6 protein-coding genes are annotated in these 20,600 nt (G+C 39.4%); all 6 read right to left on the bottom strand.

All coding sequences use genetic code 11. The annotated features are described in order from the left end of the window. Positions 1 to 3 precede the first annotated feature (3 nt). The gene (locus tag ACM0OP_RS01100) at positions 4 to 3,243 is read right to left on the bottom strand and encodes a non-ribosomal peptide synthetase (RefSeq protein ID WP_414526542.1); all 3,240 of its coding nucleotides are present in this window, start codon (positions 3,241 to 3,243) and stop codon (positions 4 to 6) included. Continuing rightward, entirely contained in the window at positions 3,240 to 10,907 is a 7,668-nt protein-coding gene (locus ACM0OP_RS01095; protein ID WP_414526626.1) for an amino acid adenylation domain-containing protein, read from the bottom strand. The genes ACM0OP_RS01100 and ACM0OP_RS01095 overlap by 4 nt, the downstream gene beginning before the upstream one ends. Before the next feature lie 44 nt (positions 10,908 to 10,951). Then, entirely contained in the window at positions 10,952 to 15,865 is a 4,914-nt protein-coding gene (locus tag ACM0OP_RS01090) for a condensation domain-containing protein (RefSeq protein WP_414526541.1), read from the bottom strand. A gap of 220 nt (positions 15,866 to 16,085) precedes the next feature. Continuing rightward, positions 16,086 to 17,771, bottom strand: coding sequence for an ABC transporter ATP-binding protein/permease (locus ACM0OP_RS01085; RefSeq protein ID WP_414526540.1), 1,686 nt, complete (start codon positions 17,769 to 17,771; stop codon positions 16,086 to 16,088). 136 nt (positions 17,772 to 17,907) lie between these two features. After that, on the bottom strand, positions 17,908 to 19,608 hold the full coding sequence (locus ACM0OP_RS01080; RefSeq protein ID WP_414526539.1) for an ABC transporter ATP-binding protein/permease: 1,701 nt from the start codon (positions 19,606 to 19,608) through the stop codon (positions 17,908 to 17,910). A gap of 19 nt (positions 19,609 to 19,627) precedes the next feature. After that, positions 19,628 to 20,347: a VOC family protein gene (locus ACM0OP_RS01075; RefSeq protein WP_414526538.1), complete on the bottom strand. Its 720-nt coding sequence runs from the start codon at positions 20,345 to 20,347 to the stop codon at positions 19,628 to 19,630. Positions 20,348 to 20,600 lie beyond the last annotated feature (253 nt).

Genomic DNA, 20,600 nt, shown 5'->3' with positions numbered 1-20,600 from the left:
GGGTTAGGTTTTTAGTCGGGTTTGTCTTTGTTGGAGGAGTCTTTGTTTTCCGGTTTGTTGTTGGGATATTCTGTTTTCTATTTCTTTATCTGGTGTGGGGGTGTTTTGGGTTAGGTATTTTGCTAGGGAGTTGATTGTGGGATAACGGAATAGGTCTACTAGGGGTATGTTTTGGTTGAATTTTAGGTTTAGTTGTCCTTGCATTCTCACTATTAATAAGGAATGTCCTCCTAAGTCGAAGAAGTTATCATGTATGCTGATGTTTTCTCTGCTTAATACTTGTTGCCAAATATTGGCTAGGGTTTGTTCGATTTGTGTTTGTGGTGGTATGAAATTGTTAGTGGTTGTTAAAGGTAAATTGTTGGATTTTGGTAATGCTTTGCGGTCTACTTTACCGTTGGGTGTGAGGGGGAATTTTTCTAAAACTATGAATGCTGATGGCATCATATATGTAGGTAGTTTTTCCCCTAAAAATGTGCGTAGTTCTGTGGGGATAATTTCAGGATGGGAAACTATGTAAGCTACTATGCGGGGTTCTGTTGGTTCATCTTCTCGCAGGGTGACTACTGCTTGTGCTATTGCGGGATGTTGTGCTAGTCGCGCTTCTATTTCTCCTAGTTCAATGCGAAATCCGCGAATTTTGACTTGGTAATCTAGTCTCCCTAAGTATTCGAGTTTACCATCTCTTAGGTAGCGGACGCGATCGCCTGTTTTGTATAGGATTTTCTCACGCAGAGGCGCAGAGGCGCAGAGAGGAGTTTTGATGAGGAATCTTTCTGCTGTCAATTCTGGACGTTTCCAATATCCTTTGGCTAGTCCATCTCCAGCAATATATAGTTCTCCGGGTACGCCGATGGGGACGGGTTGTAAATGCTCGTTGAGGATGTAAAATTGGGTGTTGGCTATGGGATGTCCGATGGTTACGGGTTCATCTATACTGAGTTTTTGGGCGGCTGACCAAATTGTGGTTTCTGTTGGTCCGTATAGGTTCCAGACTTCTTGGGTACAAGATAATAGCTTTTGCGCTAGGGTGTTATCTAATGCTTCTCCGCCACAGAGAATTTTTAAGTCTTGTTTACCTTCCCAACCACTGGTTATTAGTAACCTCCAGGTGGCGGGGGTGGCTTGCATGACGGTGATTTGATTTTTTTCTATGCAGGTTGCAAGTTGAGTGGGATCAAGGGTTTGGGGCGCTAATACGACTTGTGCGCCGGCGATTAAGGGGAGGAATAATTCTAAGGCGGCGATGTCAAAGGCGATGGTGGTTACTGCTAAGAGTTTGTCGTTAAGGGTAATTGATAACCTTTGTTTTAGGTCTGTTAAAATGTTGATGAGCGATCGCCCTTCAATCATCACTCCTTTTGGTTGTCCTGTTGAACCAGATGTATAAATTAAATAAGTTAGTTGTTCTGGCTTTACTTCAATTTGTGGGTCAAATATTGGCTTTTGATTAATGTTTTCCTCTAATTCATCGAGGTTAATTGTCGCTAATTCATCAATAAAAATACTGTTTAAAGATGTTTGTGTGAGTAGCAATGTTAACTCTGCATCTGCTATCATGAAACGCAGACGTTCTGGGGGAAAGGTGGGGTCTAGTGGTACGTAGGCTGCACCAGCTTTGAGGATACCCAACAAGGCTATGAGTAATAATGGCGATGAACGCTGTAAATAAACTCCAATTCGGTCTTCGGGTTTGACTCCCAGTTGTAGTAGATAATGGGCAATTTGGTTCGATTTGGCGTTTAATTCGGCGTAAGTTAGGGTTTTATCTGCAAATACAACTGCTGTCGCGTCCGGTGTTTGTTGTGCTTGCTGGCTGATGATTTCGTGAACAGATTGCTGGGGAATTTCCTCTGTTGTGGCGTTCCAGTCAATGAGTATTTGCTGTTGTTGGGTGGGACTGAGAAATGGGAGTGCGGATAAATTACAGTCTCCCTGTGTCATTCCTAACAACAGGGTTTCTAACTGTTCTAATATTTGGGTGATGGTGGTATGGTGAAAGCGATCGCTATCATATAAAATTCTCAAAGCAAGCTGCGTATCCAAAACAGCATACAATGTTAAAGGATAATTCGTCTGTTCCGTCCCTTGAATATTGCGAATTTCCAAAGATTCTAAAGACTGTTTTAGAGCAGGTTCAATGGGATAATTTTCAAATACCACCAAAGTTTCAAATAGTGGTATAGATGGTGAAACTTCACTCCAACGATGAATATCTACTAAGGAACTATATTCATATTGCCGTATTTCTACTTGCTGATTTTGTAGTTTTTGCAGCCATTGATATAGTGTCTCTTCAGGAGAAACTAACACCCGAAATGGTAAAGTATTAATAAATAATCCCACCATTGCATCAGCACCATTCAGCGCACTGGGACGACCAGCACTAACAGTAGCAAATAAAACATCTTTTTCCCCACTATAGCGACTTAACAACAACGCCCAAGCACCTTGGATAAAGGTATTGATGGTTAATTGTTTTTGTTTAGCTAGGGTTTGCAGTTTGCTAGTTAATTCGACTGAAAGCTGAATTTTTTCCTCGTGATAATGGCTGTGTAAATTATCGGGACGAATATCTATATTTTGACCAACATTTAACCGCGTTGGCGACACAAACCCCTGTAATTGCTGTTTCCAAAAAATCTCAGCTTCCGCCAAGTTTTGTTGCTGTAACCACCCAATATAATCTCGATAACGACGTGGGTTGAGTAAACCCGGTGTTTGTTGTTGACTATATGCTTGATAAATAACAATAAATTCTTTTAAAAGTACCTGAACAGACCAACCATCTAATAATAAATGGTGATAACTCCAAACAAACTGATAAACTTCAGATGTTAACTGAATAAGTGTCATTTGCATCAGAGGTGCTTGGGATAAATTAAATCCCTGTTCGCGCTGTTTTTGTAGGAGAACTTTTAAAGCTTCCTGTTGTTGCTGAACTGAAAAATCACTCCAATTAAGATGATTAATATGACATTTTACTTGCTTCCCAACTACTTGTAGAGGCTTTTCTAAATTATCCCAAACAAAAGCTGTGCGTAAAACAGGATGACGATTGATTAAATCTTGCCAAGCAGCCTCAAAAGCCGCAATATTTAAATTACCATGTAACTCATAACTTACCTGTACCACATAAGCACCAGAGTTAGGCGCATACAGACTATGAAATAACATACCCTGCTGCAAAGATGAGAGGGGATAAATATCTTCAATCATTTTTTGATTTAGAGTTGTATTCATTGCAAACCCTCCGGTGCAAAACTAATCATCCCCATGACTAAATCTAAAGTTTCTTGATTTAAACTTGCTAACTCAAAATCAGAAGGTGTGTAACCTCCCACATTAGGTAAACGACAGTGATTGATAATTGCTTGTAATCCTTGCTGGAAATTATTTGCTAATTGTGAAATAGTTTTCTGTTGATACTGCTGCTGACTATATATCCAATCAAACTGTAATTTACCTTCGCGGATAAATCCAATAATTTCTATAGCATAGCGTCGAGTTTGTTGTTTATCTTGGGTTGTAATTCCAGGTAAGGGTAGCCATTTCAATTTTCCATGTTCCAAACCTAAATCTAATTGTCCTAAATAATTAAAGCTAATTTCCGCTTGGGGGAGATTTTGCAATTTTTGCCGAGTTTCACTATCATCAAGATACCGGAGTATTCCATAACCAAATCCTTGATTGGGTACTGCTCGCAATTGTTCTTTAATACCTTTAAGCATTTCTCCCCAATCATCACTTTCTTTTGATAACAAACAGGGATAAATTGCTGTAAACCATCCCACAGTGCGAGATATATCTATATCTTCACCCGGAAAATTACGACCATAACCTTCTAAATCAACGAACACCAAATCATTATTTATCCATTTTGATATAGTAGCAGTTAAAGCCGTTAATAAAACATCATTAATTTGTGTATTGTAAACCGCCGGAACTTCTGTTAATAACGCCTGAGTATCTTCCGCAGAAAGTTTTATAGTCACAGTCTCAACATCAAGCACCTGATTATCACCATCAGGATAATCAATCGGTAATCGCTTCACTTCTGCATATTTACTTGATAACCAATATGTTAGTTCCTGTTTTAAACTTTCCGACCCAGCATAATCATATAACTTTTCTGCCCAAGTTAAAAACGAAGTAGTCTTAGCAGGTAAAATAATTGTCTGTTTCGCCAAAGCTTGTTGATAAGCAGCTTGAAAATCCGCCAACAAAATCCGCCAAGAAACCCCATCAACAACCAAATGATGAATAACAATTAATAACCTAGACACCTTACCCAAATCAAAATGTACCACCCTCAATAAAGGAGCATGACCAATATTTAAAGCAGCTTGTAACTCACCAGCAAATTCTTGAATAACTCTATCTTGCTCACTCCCAGAAAAACCCGACAAATCACAAAAAACCAGAGGAACATCCCCCACCTCAACAACTTCTCCTCCTATTTCTTCCTTTGCGTCTTTGCGCCTTTGCGTGAGAAAACTCTTAAATCCAAATTGACACCGCAACATATCATGATGCAACAACAAACTTCTAACCACCTCAGCTAAAATCTCAGATTCTAACTTCTCCGCAGACTCTAAAAATACCGCCTGATTAAAATGATCCTGATTCACCAACTCTTGCTCAAAAAACCAATATTGAATCGGAGTCAACCGCAAAGCACCAGTAACCACACCCTGCGGCGGTAAAGAAGATTTATTAACACTAACAACTGCTGCAAGTTCAGCAATAGTTTGATATTGAAAAAGCTGCTTAGGCGTTAATTGTAATCCTACTTGATTAGCCTTAGATATCAACTGAATAGCCAGAATTGAATCCCCACCAAGCGCAAAGAAATTATCATAAATACCCACTTGAGACAAATTCAAAACTGATAACCAAACTTCTACTAACTTAGCTTCTATATCAGTACGTGGTACAGTTCCATCTGGAAAACTTGTAATTTCTGGTGCTGGTAAATTTTGTCTATCTACTTTACCATTTGCTGTCAGAGGTAAACTTTCTAAAGCAACAAAAAAGTGAGGAATTAAATAATCAGGAAGACGTTGTTGTAAAAATTCTCGCAGATTATCAGGTGTATTATCTAAAGGTATAAAGTAGGCTATGAGTTGTTTTTCACGAGCAATAACCACACATTCCCGTACTGCTGGATGCTGATTTAATACGGCTTCAATCTCACCCAACTCAATCCTAAATCCCCGGATTTTTACTTGGTTATCTAATCTGCCTAAGTATTCAATATTACCATCTGGGCGGTAACGAGCGCGATCGCCTGTTTTATATAAAGTGCTGACTGTTGACTGTTGACTAATAAACCTTTCATTTGTTAAATCTGCTTGATTTAAGTAACCACGTGCTAGTCCATCACCTGCAATATATAACTCACCGGGAACGCCTACAGGTAAGGAGTTGAGGTGCTTATCGAGAATATAAACTTGAGTATTATTGATAGGACGACCGATGGGAACGGTATTCCCCTCACAGATATCAGTCACACTATAACAACAGGTAAAGGTAGTATTTTCAGTAGGGCCGTAACCGTTAATTACACGACATTCAGGATGAGTTTGCAGAAATTTGTTAATATGAATCGCAGATAAAACATCACCACCAGCTATTAATTGTTGAACCGATTTCAAACTTTCAAGATGTTCATCTACCATCAGGTGAAATAAGCCGGCTGTTAACCAAAGTGTAGTAATTTGATGTTGTATAATAGCCTGTCCAATTTCTGCTAATGTGGGTTGTTGACTAGATAAAATTACCAAACGACTACCATTTAATAATGCTCCCCAAATTTCAAATGTAGACGCATCAAATGCTATTGGTGCGGCTTGAAGTAAGGTTTCATCTGCACTCAAGTTAATATAATTGCAATCTTTGACGAGTCGCACTACACCACGATGGGGTATACACACACCCTTGGGAACGCCTGTAGAACCAGAGGTATACATGACGTAGGCGAGATTTTCGGGTGTGGTGTGGTTGACTGGGTTGGTTGTGGGGTACTGTTCTACGGTGTCTGTATCAAAGCAGAAGATGGATAAATTGGGTAATTGGGGGATGTGCTGCTGTTGGGTGAGTAGTACCTGTATTTGAGCATCTTCAATTAGAAATTCTAGACGTTCTTGGGGATAAGCAGGATCTAAGGGAACGTAGAAACCACCAGCTTTGAGGATTGCTAAAACACCGATGATAAAATCTAGGGAACGGTGAACGCAAATTCCTACGGCTATTTCTGGCTTAATTCCTAAAGATTTGAGATGATATGAAAGTTGATTGGCTTTGGTGTTGAGTTCTGAGTAAGTAAGTTTTTGATGTTGACAAATAACTGCAATTTCATCACCAAATTTTGCGACTTGCTGCTCAAATAATTCTTGTATACAATGAGTTATAGGATTTGTTGGCGAAGTACCAAAATTGATAATTTGTTGAAGTTCTCCCCCACTCATTAAAGGTAAATCGGAGATTTTTTGACTTAGTTCAGAACTCATTCCTAGCAAAATATTCTGGAAATGTTCTGTAAAACGGTGAATTGTTGTTTCTGTAAATAAATCACAATTATATTCCCATTTACCTTGTAATCCTGCGTCTGTTTCCGCAATCATTAAGGTGAGGTCAAATTTTGCAGTACCGCTATCAATTTCTAGGGGACTCCAACTCAAACCAAGAAATTCTATCGGCTGAGTAGGTGCATTTTCTACTACCAGCATAACTTGAAACAAGGGAGAGTGAGAGAGCGATCGCACTAACTTTAACTCTTCCACTACCTGCTCAAATGGTACATCTTGATGGCTATATGCAGATAACACCATTTCCCGCACCCGTGGTAATAATTCCGCCACTGTGGGATTATCTTCTAGGGAAATTAACAGTGCGAAGGTATTCACAAAAAAGCCAATTAATTCCTCAGTTCCAGGATAATGACGATTTGCTACAGGACTACCAATAACGATTTTTTCTTGTTGACTATAGCGATGCAACAAAATACTTAACGCTGAAAACATTACCATAAATAATGTAGTGTGCGTTTCCTGACTGAGTTGTTTAATTTTTTCTGTTAATTCACTAGATAAAATAAAACTGTGACGCTGACCTCTAAATGTTTGAATCGCCGGACGCGGATAATCTGTAGGTAATTCTAATAGTTCTGGTGCTAATTCTAATTGTTGTCGCCAATATTCCAGTTGATAGTTAAATTTATCATTTTGTGACCTCTGCCAAGCAGCGAAATCAGCATACTGAATTTTTAATGGTTGTAGAGGAGAAGATTTTTCTTGAGAAAAGGCTTGATATATACTCGCCATTTCCTGCGCGAATATATTAATTGACCAACCATCAGTGATAATGTGGTGCATGGTCAATAATAGGATGTATTCGTGAGGATTTAAATATAATAATTTGGCTCGTAAAAGTGGACTTATTTCTAAATTAAAAGGTTGTTGACTTTCCTCTCGCGCCATTTGCTGGACGAGTTGTTGCTGTTGAGATGGGGGAAGAAAACTTAAATCTATAACTGGGATATCTATATTTATTTCTGTTGCAATGACAGCTATTCCTTGACCGTCTACATTTATAAAACTGGTACGCAAAACTTCATGACGCTGGATAATTTCTTGCAAACTTTGTGTTAAGACATCAACATTCACATCACCACTTAGCCGTAAAGCAGCCGCTACGTTGTAGGATGGGTTTTCAGGTTCAATTTGCGCCAGCATCCACAAACGTTGTTGAGCAAAGGAAAGCAATATTTTATCTGTACTTTCCCTGACAGTAATTGAGTAAGACGGAGATGTATTTAATCGAGAAGAATCAATTAATGTTGCTAATTCAGCAATGGTAGGATTTTCAAATATTTGTCGTAAAGAAATATCCACCCCAAACACCTGTTGAATTTGAGAAACCAGACGAATTACTAATAAAGAATGACCACCCAAATTAAAGAAATTATCTGTAATTCCCACTAAGGTTAAATTCAATATATTTTGCCAAATATTCAGCAATAATTCTTCTGTGGGTGTACGTGGTGCAATTACCTCTAATGATGTTTGGAATTGTGGTTTTGGTAATGCACGACGGTCAACTTTACCGTTGGGAGTGAGTGGCAGTGCATCTAAGGTGATAAATTGAGAAGGAATCATGTAATCTGGTAGATGTTTTGCCAAAAATTGTCGCAAATCCGTTATTTCTGGATTTTCTGAGATAATATAAGCAACTAACCGTTTATCGCCAGTTGTATCTTCTGTCACAACTACAATAGCCGCTTGTACCTCTGAATGTCGGCTGAGTACAGATTCTATCTCACCTAATTCAATTCTGAATCCCCGAATTTTTACTTGGAAATCTAATCTACCCAAGTATTCTATTGTACCATCTGGGAGGTAACGAGCGCGATCGCCTGTTTTATAAAGAGTGTTGAGTGAGGTAATTCCCAGTCCCCAATTAATAAACCTCTCTGCTGTTAATTCGGGGCGATTTAAATAACCTCTGGCTACTCCCGCACCACCTATGTAAAGTTCTCCGGGTAAGCCCATGGGAACGGGCTGTAAATGTTGATCCAGAATGTAAAATTGGGTGTTGGCGATGGGATGACCGATGGTAACAGGTTGATCATGAGAAAGTTTTTGTGCTGCTGACCAAATAGTGGTTTCCGTTGGTCCATAGAGATTCCACACCTCTTGACCAGATGATAACAACTGTTGTGCTAAAGACTGATCCAAAGCTTCCCCACCGCAGAGAATTTTTAAATCTGCTTTACCAGTCCAACCATTAGCGATAAGTAAACGCCAAGTAGCCGGGGTAGCTTGCATCACAGTGATTTGCTGCTGTTCAATGATGGCTGCTATCTGCGAGGGGTCAACCAAAGCTGTTTGTGGTGTCAAAATAACTCGCGCACCGACAATTAAAGGCAAAAATAACTCTAAAGCCGCAATATCAAAAGCAATAGTAGTAATCGCTAACCAAAGGTCTGTAGAAGAGACTCCTAACTGCTGTTGTAAAGCTGTAATCAGATTAGTGAGCGATCGCTGTTCAACCATCACCCCCTTCGGTTTACCCGTAGAACCAGAAGTATAAATCACATAAGCCAAACTTTCTGCTGTGACATCGCTGATAGGATTCTCAATAGATTGTATAGCGATCGCCTCCCGATCTCCCTGCAAACAAACAACCCTCCCTTCCTCCTCTGCGCCTCTACGTCTCTGCGTGAGCATTACCCCCACCTTTGCATCATCCAAAATCCACCTCACCCGCTCATCAGGATAAGCCGGATCTAAAGGTAAATAAACCCCACCCGCCTTAAGAACCCCCAACATAGAAATGAGCATTTCCGGGGAACGTTCCAAACAAATTCCCACAGTAGTTTCCGGTTTTACCCCCAACTGCTGCAAATAATGAGCCAGTTGATTAGCCTTATTATTCAGTTCTCGATAACTCAAACATTCCTCACCAAAAACCAACGCAATTTCATCAGGTGTTCTTTCCACCTGCGCCTCAAATAGCTGATGAATGCACAGATTTGGATATATTTGTGTAGTTTGATTCCACTCTTCTAATATTAATTTCCGTTCTTGGTCAGTTAAAATTGATATTTGTGCAAGCCTTTGCTCAGGATTTTTCACCATTGATATTAGCAAAGTTTCCAAATTTCCTAAAAGGCGAGAAATTGTTTCTGCATCAAAATAACAAATATCATAACTAACTTTAAACAACAACTGCTCACCAGGAATTACTGTTAATGCAAGAGGATAATTTGTTTTTTCAAATCCTTGAGTATCTTCAATTTGAAGAGTCTGATCAAAACTTTTGATGACTGATTCTATAGAGACTGGATAATTTTCAAATACCAACAAACTCTCAAACAAAGGTGTACCACGAGGAACTGAACTCCACCCTTGAATATCTACCAAAGAACTATAACTATATTGTTCTCTTTCTACCTGTTCCCCTTGCAATTGCTGAAGCCAAGGTATTAATTCTGCTTGACCATCTACATCGACACGTACAGGTAAAGTATTAATAAATAGTCCAACAATGCTTTCTACCTGTGGTAATTCTGGAGGACGACCGGAAACTGTAGTACCAAATACAACATCATTTTCACCGCTATAACGGCTTAATAGTAACGCCCAAGCCCCTTGTACTAAAGTGTTGAGGGTGAGACGATGCTGACGGACGAAGTTTTGTAATGTTTCAGTTTGTTGACTGAGGAGTGCTGAGTGAGAAGTAGTAAGTAGGGATTTTCTTTCCTCTACTTCTTCCCAGTCCCCAGTCCCCAGTCCCCAATCCCCAATCCCCAAAACTGTCGGTGCTGTAAAATCTTGAAGATGCTTGTGCCAATAGCTTTCTGCTTGTTCTGGGTTTTGTTGCTGAAGCCAGAGAATATAACTACCGTAAGGTGTAGGAGGTGGTAATATTAAATACTGCCCTTGACAAAGTGCTTTATATAAGGTAAAGACTTCTGTTAATAAAATCCCATTACACCAACCATCCATAAGTAGATGATGGTGACTCCAGATAAATTGGTATTTATTGGCTTCTAAGCGAATTACAGCACAACGCATGAGGGGAGGTTGCTGTACATCGAAACCACAATTACAGTCTCTCTCTAAAAACTCAGTTAATTTAGCTTCTTGTTCAGTAGCTTCAAAATCACACCAGTCTAACTCTTGCCAAGGCAAATCCACATAATCATACACTACCTGAAGCGGTTTTTCTAACTCTGAATAGTGAAAAGCAGTCCGCAGCACTGAATGACGTTCAACTACACGCTGCCAAGCTTGACGGAAAGCTGCTAAATTCAAATTACCGCGAATCAGACAACTACGCTGTTCAAAATATACCCCCGAATTGGGAGCATACAGGGTATGAAATAACATTCCCGCTTGCATGGGAGAAAGTTCGTAGATGTCAATGATGCTGCTTTCCACTTTCACTACCTTTTTTTGGGCTGAAGCTTGTTTAAAAATTTGTCGAGTTGTTGCTGATTCAAACGCGCACCTGCAAAATCAGATGGTGTGTAACCACCATTCTCTACTGATTGACAATGTTGAATTATTGCTTGTAGTGTTTTAATAAATTGCTGGGCTAAATATTCAATTGTGGCTTTTTCATGTAAATTATGACTGTATCGCCACTGAATTTGTAACTGAGATTGAGCTATCCAAGTATTGACGTTTAATACATATCGACGCTCATTTAGAGCATGGGATGATAATCCTGTGGATTCTTTCGCTAGTCCCAGAATCCAACCTTGAGAGGAAAATAAATCTATTTGTCCCAAGTAATTAAAACTAATAGCAGATTGTGGTAGTTCTTGAAAAGTCTGGGACAGATTTTTATTTTTGCTTAAATATCTCAAAACTCCATAACCAATACCTTTTTCGGGAATTTGCCGCAGTTTTTCTTTAACATATTTTATATTTACTCCCAAGTCATTGGTATTTTTTAACTCTAAAAATACTGGGAAAATTGTTGTAAACCAACCGACTGTCCGAGTAATGTTTGTGTTAGCAAATAAATCTTCTCGTCCATGTGCTTCTAAGTCAATTAGCAAGGAATTTTGTTTTGTCCATTGTCTAAAAGTCAGTGCTAAAGCTGTTAATAATACATCATTTATTTCTGTATGGTAGGCTTTGGGTACTGCTTCTAGTAAGGCGCGGGTTTGACTGCTATCTAGTGTAACCTGAATTTCCGCTTCAGATCCAACAGTGTTATATTCTTTTTCTGTGACAAGTTGGGGAAGTTGATATGGGACTGATTCTTTGGGGAGAAGTTCTAACCAAGTTGTTAATTCTGACTCTATTTTCTCAGATTTTGCATAATTTACTAAACTTTGCGTCCATGCGGGGACAGATGTAGTTTTTGCTGGTAATTTTACAGGAGTTTGATTTGTTTTTAGCTGTTGATACGCTGTGACTAAATCTTCTAGCAAAATTCGCCATGAAATTCCATCAATTACCAAATGGTGCATGATAAATAAGAGGCGATCATGTTCACCATTTCCCAGTTCCAATAAGGCTACCCGAAATAATTTCCCGGTGGCTAAATCTAAACAAGCTTGGAGTTGCGATGCTATTGATTCAATTTGCTGGGTTTGTTGTTTTTTTTGTAATTTTTGTAAATTAATAACTGTCAGCATACCCTCATCTTCCAAGCTGGGAATTATATTTTGTTCCCATGTACCATCTAAGGTAGTTGTAAAACAAGAACGCAATACGTCATGATGTAATACTAATTCCTCAATTGCCTGTCTCAAATAATCTGCTTCTAAGCCGGCTGCTACCTCCAAGAGAACAGCTTGGTTAAAGTGATCCCATTTGTGCAAATTTTGCTCAAATAGCCAATGTTGAATCGGCGTTAAGGGGACTATTCCCGTCACAATCCCTTGTTCTGCTTGGGTTGTAGGTGCAATTTCAATTACTGTGGCTAGTTCAGCGATGGTTTGGTGTTGGAATAATTGCTTGGGTGTTAATTTCATCCCTGCGTGATTGGCTTTAGCTACCATTTGAATACTCAGGATGGAATCTCCCCCACGCTCAAAGAAGTTATCATGAATACCAACGCTAGAACCAAGAATTTCTGCCCATATTTGTACGAGTGTTGTTTCTATGGCGTTACGTGGTGCGATTTGTTCTGACTGTGGTTTAGCTGGGGGTTGTGGAAGTTGCTGTTTGTCAACTTTCCCGTTGGTTGTCAATGGTAATTTTTCCAGCCACACAAAGGCTGACGGTAGCATATAAGCTGGTAATTTTGTGGCTAAATATTGCCGAAAATCTGTGAACTCCGACGGTTGATGCCCGACAAGATAAGCAACCAACTGGGATTGATTAGGGCGATCTTTTCGCAGCACTACTACCGCTTCTTGCACCGAGGGATGAGTCTTCAGACTTGCCGCAATTTCGCCTAATTCTACCCGAAAACCGCGAATTTTTACTTGGTCATCGCATCTGCCTAGATATTCAATTGTACCATCTGGGAGGTAGCGAGTGCGATCGCCTGTCTTGTATAAGGGAGTGGGGAGTGGGGAGTGGGGAGTGGGGAAGAAGAGGTAATTTCCCCATTTCCAGTCCCGAATAAACTTTTCTGCTGTCAATTCGGGGCGATTTAAATAACCTCTGGCGACTCCAGCACCACCAATGTAGAGTTCACCGGGAACGCCTACAGGTACTGGTTGCAAATATTGGTCTAAAATATAAAGTTGAGTATTGGCAATAGGACGACCAATAGGTACATTCCCGTTGCTTGATTTTTTTTGTGTCGCATCATAAATGCAGCATCCCACAACGGTTTCTGTCGGACCATATTCATTAATTAACTTTGTTTGGGGGAAATAACTCCGCCAAAATTCTAAATGCTGTTCGGTTAGTGCTTCTCCGCCAATGATGAATGCTTGAGGATATCCAGTTTGCACTTGATCTGAATAACCTAACCCCCTAACCCCCTTCCCTACTAGGGAAGGGGGAATTTTTAAAGCCTCTCTCCTTGTAGGGGAGAGGTTTGGAGAGGGGTTTTCTAAATCCTGTGAAAAGCTAGATTGAGGTAGAAGTTCAGACAGTATGCTTAAATGGGCAGGTGTCAACTTAACTAAACTATAATTACTTGCAGAACTGAGGGCGTTTTTCAGTGCTTCTATTTCCTCGGCTTCTGGTAGCAATATTACTGATTTTCCTACAAGTAAGGGTGTATATAAACTGGTAATTGTGGCATCAAAGCTAATGGCTGATTGCACGGGTACACCCACACCTAAATCTACTGGATAGGTTTGAATCGCCCATTGTAGATAGTTTGCTAATCCTCGATGGGTAAGCATTACGCCTTTTGGTGTACCAGTAGAGCCTGATGTATAAATTATGTAAGAGAGGTTTTCACCTGTGACAATGTGATTGAGGTTGTTTTTTGAGTTTTGAGCTATGATTTGCCAATCTTCATCTAAACACAGTACAGTGCCTTCATAGTTTGGTAATGTTGCCACAGATGCAGCCATTGTCAGTAAAATTTCAGGTTTGGCATCCTGAAGCATATAGGCTAAACGTTCTGATGGTAGTTTGCTATCTAGTGGTACATAAGCACCTCCAGCTTTGAGAACAGCTAGTAAGGCTATAATTAATTCTGGCGATCGCTCTAAATAAATCCCCACTAAAGACTCACAACCTACGCCTAATGTGCGTAAATGATAGGCGAGTTCATTGGCTTTGCTGTTAAGTTCTTGATAAGTTAGGGTTTGTTCTCGATAACAAACAGCAATATGATCAGGTGTACGTTCAACTTGCTCCTCAAATAGTTGATGTAACCACTTTTGGGGATAATTTACCTGAGTTTGATTCCATTCCACCAATATTTGATGTTCTTCTTCGGGGGTGAGAATGGGGATTTCAGTAATTTTGAGGCTGGGATTTTCCACCACTGCGGTTAGTAACACCCGCAAATGTTGAATCATCTTGGTGATAGTTTGCTGTTCAAATAAATCTGTGCAATATTCCATCACCACCAGCAACCCTTCGGAACGTTCTACCAAATGACAAGTTAAGTCAAATTTGGTTGCGCCAGTTTCTACCCAAGTTTGCTGAATTTCTAAATCTGGTAGTTGTAAATCTAAATGGGTATCATTTTGTAATTGGTACGCTGCATTTTGTACCTGAAACATCACTTGTACAAGGGGATTATGGCTTAAATCCCGTTCTATTTGCAGTGCTTCTACCACTTTGGCGAAGGGAATTTCTTGATACTGATAAGCGTCTGCGGCGGTTGTGCGTATCCGTTCGAGGAGAGTTTGGAAGGTAGGATTTCCAGATATATCTGTTCTTAATACTAAAGTATTGACAAAAAAGCCAATTAACCCTTCTATTTCTTGGCGATCGCGGTTAGCACTGGGTACTCCTAAAACAATCTCATCTTGTTGAGAATAACGATGTAATAAAATTTTAAAAGCTGTTAGCAACAACATAAACAAAGTTACGCCTTGCTGCTTACTCAAATTTTTGAGTGATTCTAACAGGTTTTTTGGCAATAAATAAGACTCAGTTTTTCCCTGAAATTTCTGTAGTGCGCTGCGTGGGTAATCTGTTGGTATTTCTAAAGTTGGTAATGCAGCTAACTTTTGTCGCCAATAAACCAATTGTATTTGTATTTCTTCGCTTTGTAGCCATTCTCTCTGCCACAGAGCGAAATCTGCATACTGAATCGGTAATCCTGGTAAAGATGGTTTTTCACCCTTGATCAACGCACGGTAACAAATCGCCAACTCCCGCAATAAAATTCCTCGTGACCAACCATCAGCAATAATATGATGTAACGTCAGCAGTAAAGTAGTTTGATGGGGTGTGAGACGAATTAATTTTACCCGCATCAGAGGCGCTTGAGTTAAATCGAAGGGTTGACTAGCTTCTAGTTTGGCTAAATTCTCAGCCGCTAGTGTTTGCTGTTGTGGTGGTAAACTTTGTAAGTCAATAACTGGTAATTCTAAGTTAACCCTGGAGAAAATTTCTTGATAGGGTTTACCTTCCTGGGATGGAAAAGCAGTTCTTAAACTTTCGTGTCTGTCAATAATTTTTTGTAAACTGGCGAATAAAGCCGGAATGTTGAGGTTTCCAGTTAATTGCCAACTAATAGCAATATTATATGCACAATTGTGAGGATCGATTTGATCGAGAAACCACAGTCTTTCCTGTGCTAAAGAAAGAGGTAATTCAGTATTTTCTTGACGACGGGGAATAGCTTGTTGCGGAGAAAATTTGCCCGAATTAGTTTTTTGGCGAAGAAGTTGCTCAAATAACGCTCGTTTTTCTGGCGGTAGTGCGGCTATGCGGTTTTTTAGTTCCTGGTTGATGCTTGGTTCAGAGGATGTCATCTCGGTGTGCTGAATGAGAGGATTTGTTGCACGCACTAGGCGCAGATGCGCGGAGAGTTAGAGTTTTATTATTGCAAATTTTTGTTAGTAAGTCTAGTGGGGGATGTGAATGTTTGATTTTTAGGACTTACGCAAGAACTCTCTCAAACCCTCTTTACTTCGTGTCCTTTGTGTCCTTTGTGGTTCGTTTAAATAATTTAATTCCAGTAACCCAACCCCCCTACAATGAAGAACGCGGAGTTTTAATTGGTTTTAGGCAATTATTACTATTTTTCAGTTCTAATATCCAGGGATGGAAGGAGCGCAGGGAGCTTCGATGTCCAACGCTGATATAGGTGATTTCTGTTTTTTGTAGTTCTTGATATAGTAAAGTTTGATTGGCTTCGTCTAAAGCGCTGGTGGCTTCGTCTAAAATTGCGTATTGGGGAGATTGCAAAAGTAAACGGGCAAAGGCTAATCTTTGTTGTTCTCCCATTGATAATACTGTTCCCCAGTCGGTAGTTATATCTAAGCCGCCAAAGCGTTCTGCTAAATCTGTTAAATTGACTTGCTGTAAAGTTTCTAAAAGCCGATTTTCTGGTATGTTGTGATTAAGTTGGGGATATAGTAGCTGTTCTCTCAAACTGCCGAGAATCATGTAGGGACGTTGCGGTAAAAACAGTAAGTTGGAACGTTCTGGGTGAGTTATGGTTCCTGTACCAGCTTGCCAAAGTCCCGCTAAGGCACGCAATAGTGAGGTTTTACCTACACCACTTTTACCAGTTATTAATAGAGACTGTCCAGGGGAAATGCTAAAGGATAAGTCTTGTACTAAAATTTTCTGATAATCGGGGGTTTGTAGGGTGACGTTCTCAAAACTGATACCGGAACTTTCCACTGTGTTAAGTTGTGGTTGACTTAGCTGGGTGGGGTTTTGTAATTCTTTGAGGCTGTTTTGTAATTCATCTAACCGAGTTACTGCTGCGGCTAAGTTACTTAGTTGCTCAAATTGGCTGACGACTAAACCTAATGCAATTAAGATACTCCGAAAGGCTACTCCCGCTTGTGTTGATACGCCTAGTTCTAATTCGCCTGTGAGAATCTGAGGAGCTAAAATAAATGTTGGTAGCAAAAATGTGATGTATTGATAACTGTTTTGAAATAAGTCTAAGCCGAATTGCCAACGAATTAGGTGGGTAAAGTTACTAAAGACACGTAAGAAACGTTGCCACAGTTCTTGATATTCTACTGCTTCTCCTTGATAAAATGCGATCGCCTCTGCATGATCTCGGACACGAATTAAGCCATAGCGAAAATCCGCTTCTCGTTTGAGTTGTTCAAAGTTAATTCCTACTAAAGTTCGCCCAAAGACGATTGTGGTGATTACTGTGCCTACAATGGCGTAAATGATTAAAAACACCATTAATGCCGGAGAGATGCGCCACAGGACTCCAGAGAAGGCAATTAGCAGTAAAATGGAGTCCCATAGAACAACGGCAAAATAAACTGATTGTTGGGTAAAATTTTCGATATCTTCACCAATGCGCTGGTCGGGGTTATCAATGTCCGCCGTTATGGTAAGCTCGTAAAAATTCCGTTGATGTAGGTATTGATTCAGAAAATATTCTGTTAACCATTGTCGCCAAGATAAGCTTAATTGGGATTGCACGTATACTTTCAGGGAAAGTATGGGGACTCCAATTAGTAATATTCCCACGAAGATCAGAACTGCTTGCAAAAATCGCGTTTTATCTAGTGCTGCTAAGGATGATTCTAATTCTCCCAAAAAAATACTCACGCCTACCATGATGGCGGTGCTAATTAATGAGAGAAATAACAGTAATATTAAGGAGGCGATCGCTTTCCATTTTTGTGATGATAACCAATAAAGTTTTACAATTCGCCTAAACTGCCGTAGTAATAACATTTCACGAAAACTCTAATATATAGCAGGGGAGTAGGGTAAAAGCCTTTCGGTGTCTAACTTTTATGATCAGCTTATGTCCTAACCTCCTTGGCGGTTGCTATAGATTATGAGTATAAGATGGTGGGTTACGCTGTCGCTAACTCACATTAGCATAATCTGTTCTTGCCAATAATTGCCATTTTTGCTGCTCTGCTAGTTCTAAGACAAATTGATGATAATTCAACAACTCGTTACGGTGTCCGACACTAATATAAGTGATTGATGTTGTTTGCAGCTTTTGGTATAAACTAGCTTCAGTTTCTACATCTAAGGCACTGGTTGATTCATCCAGAATGGCATATTTTGGTTGAATTACTAGCAACCGAGCAAAGGCGAGTCTTTGTTGTTCTCCTAAAGATAATACCTTTGACCAATCAATTATTGCATCTAAACCTCCATGACGTGCGGCTAAATCCGGTAAGTGTACTTCTTGAAGAATTTTTAGCAGGATTTCAGGCTGAATATTAGTTTCTGTAAGCGGATAAATTAATTGCTGTCGTAAGCTTCCCCAAGGCATATAAGGACGTTGAGGAAGAAATAATATATGCTCATTAGGTGGGCGTTCTATTGTGCCTTTTCCATGTACCCATAACCCAGCAATAGCACGCAATAGGGAAGTTTTACCTACACCGCTAACTCCAACAATAATTAATGATTCACCAAGCTGTACAGTTAGGGATAAATCTTTAATTAAACTGCCTTGTTGGGGAGTTTCTAAAGTCAGGCTTTTAACTGTAATATAGCTATTTTCTACTATTTTAATTTTACCTTCTGGGGGGGGGAAGGATAATTTTTTTATGCCGTTTTTAAGTTCTGTCAGTCGTTGAGTTCCTGCGGCTAAGACACTGATTTGATTGAATTGAGTAATAATTAATCCCAGTGCTAATCCTACTCTTTCAAAGGCTGCTTGCGATTGGGTGACAGCACCTATTTCTAGTTCACGGTCAAATATGCGCGGTGCTAGAATAACAAAGGGTAAAATAAAGGTGAGCAACTGGTAACTATTCTGAAAAACATTTAGCTGAAATTGCCAACGAATTAAACGTTTTATATTGGCAAATACGCGGATAAATTTTTGTTTAAGTTGTTGTGATTCCTGGTTTTGTCCACCGTAAAAGGCGATAGATTCGGCATTTTCTCTAACTCTAACTAAACCATAGCGAAAGTCAGCTTCTCGCTTTAGTTTCTCAAGGTTTATTCCCATTAAAACTTTGCCAAATACCAATGTTGTCACCAGGGAACCAAGTCCGGCGTAAATTACTAAAAAGTACATTAGGATGGGAGAAATCAACCACAGTACGCCGATAAAACCAATTAACTGCACTAACGAATCTAGTAAAATTACAAATAATGCTACTAAAGTTTGGGTGACATTTTTTATATCTTCAGCTAAACGTTGATCTGGATTATCAATGTTAGAGTTAGCTTGCAATTGATAAAAAGCTTGTTGTTGAAAATATTCTTGGAGATAGTCAGATGTAACCCATTTGCGCCAGTCAAGGCTGAGTTGGGCTTGAATATAGTTTTTTAGGGATATAAATATAATGTTAATTATGACAACGCCACTAAAAAACCAAAATGCTTGATAAAATCTATTGACGTTTTGCGCTGCTAAGGAAGATGTGAGTTCACCACGTTGGAAAATTTCAAAAATTATGAAGTAACTACTGCCCAATGATAAAATTATCAGGATGATTAACTGAGCGATCGCTATTTTTTGGTCACGCCAACGAGATAACCAGTATGGTTGGACAATTTGCCATAGTTGCTGCCATATTTGACGATTTCTCAAACCCATGAGATCATAACCTCTGTATTTAAAATTTCAATATCAGAGGTATATCAATTTTGCGCGCATCTATGACACCTCGTTTTACACAATTATCAAAGTTTAATTGTATACAAGGTGAACCATACTCAATTTGCACTACGCCATCTTGTGATAACAGCGCCAAAGGTTGAGTGAAAGCATTTTCACAAGTGCTAGAAATCTCCATTCCTGTCATTTTTTTTAGCCCCAAGCTATGGGACATCCACTGGTATTGTAAATGGGGAAAATTTCTTGTTAGTGTAGGGAGAGCGATCGCATCAGGAATGACAAAACACAACGGTTCGGTTTGAGTGACTAAATTTTCACTGGAAAAACTCAGTAATAATTCTGATTCTCCGGGCGATGAATAGCTAATTTTATACTCTTCTAAAAAGCGTTTTCTCCCAGATTGCTGACGTAGAGCAATCCCAAAGGGAGAATATTTATTGTTATAGTCATAAGTCCGCCCTAAAAAATCTATCCCTGTACGAACTGCATAAATTTCCGCAGCGATTTCATCCTCAACCCAGATAAACTCTAAATAAAAATTCTCAAAAAAAATAATCTGCGAGGCTGTACCTCTTTCCGGTTGTTTGACAGAAGTGCGAGAAACAGTTAGTCCATGTTTCGCAAAAAATTCTACTTCCGGTGCTGTCTCCAGACAGATAAAAACATGATCAACTTCTAACAAGGAACTGTTTACCGATGGTAGCAAGGGGGTTTTCATAAACTAGTGAAAAAAATGTTGGTTGTAGGTATTCATTTACACCGATGTTTTTTGGCAAATATTGCTTAGAATCTATTTTTCTGTTTAGTAATTATTCTCAATAAATCAATAAATAGTCTACTTTGTCAAGTCTTTTTGTTGTCACCTGAATTAATAGGCACAGAAGACTCTGTTAAAAATGCTGCTTGCAAAATCTTTCTTATCTCACGCAGAGGCGCAGAGGCGCAGAGAGAAATACTTGAGTGTGGTCTAA

The sequence above is a fragment of the Nodularia chucula CCY0103 genome, assembly GCF_963923915.1.
GTDB classification, from domain to species: Bacteria; Cyanobacteriota; Cyanobacteriia; order Cyanobacteriales; family Nostocaceae; genus Nodularia; species Nodularia chucula.
Note: the sequence above shows the minus strand (reverse complement) of the source record. Positions and strands in the feature narration are given on the sequence as shown.

Excerpts from the sequence above, each read along its gene's own strand:
- ACM0OP_RS01100 (WP_414526542.1), bottom strand. The coding sequence starts at position 3,243 with ATGAATACAACTCTAAATCAAAAAATGATTGAAGATATTTATCCCCTC.
- ACM0OP_RS01095 (WP_414526626.1), bottom strand. The coding sequence starts at position 10,907 with ATGCAAGCGGGAATGTTATTTCATACCCTGTATGCTCCCAATTCGGGG.
- ACM0OP_RS01090 (WP_414526541.1), bottom strand. The coding sequence starts at position 15,865 with ATGACATCCTCTGAACCAAGCATCAACCAGGAACTAAAAAACCGCATA.
- ACM0OP_RS01085 (WP_414526540.1), bottom strand. The coding sequence starts at position 17,771 with ATGTTATTACTACGGCAGTTTAGGCGAATTGTAAAACTTTATTGGTTA.
- ACM0OP_RS01080 (WP_414526539.1), bottom strand. The coding sequence starts at position 19,608 with ATGGGTTTGAGAAATCGTCAAATATGGCAGCAACTATGGCAAATTGTC.
- ACM0OP_RS01075 (WP_414526538.1), bottom strand. The coding sequence starts at position 20,347 with ATGAAAACCCCCTTGCTACCATCGGTAAACAGTTCCTTGTTAGAAGTT.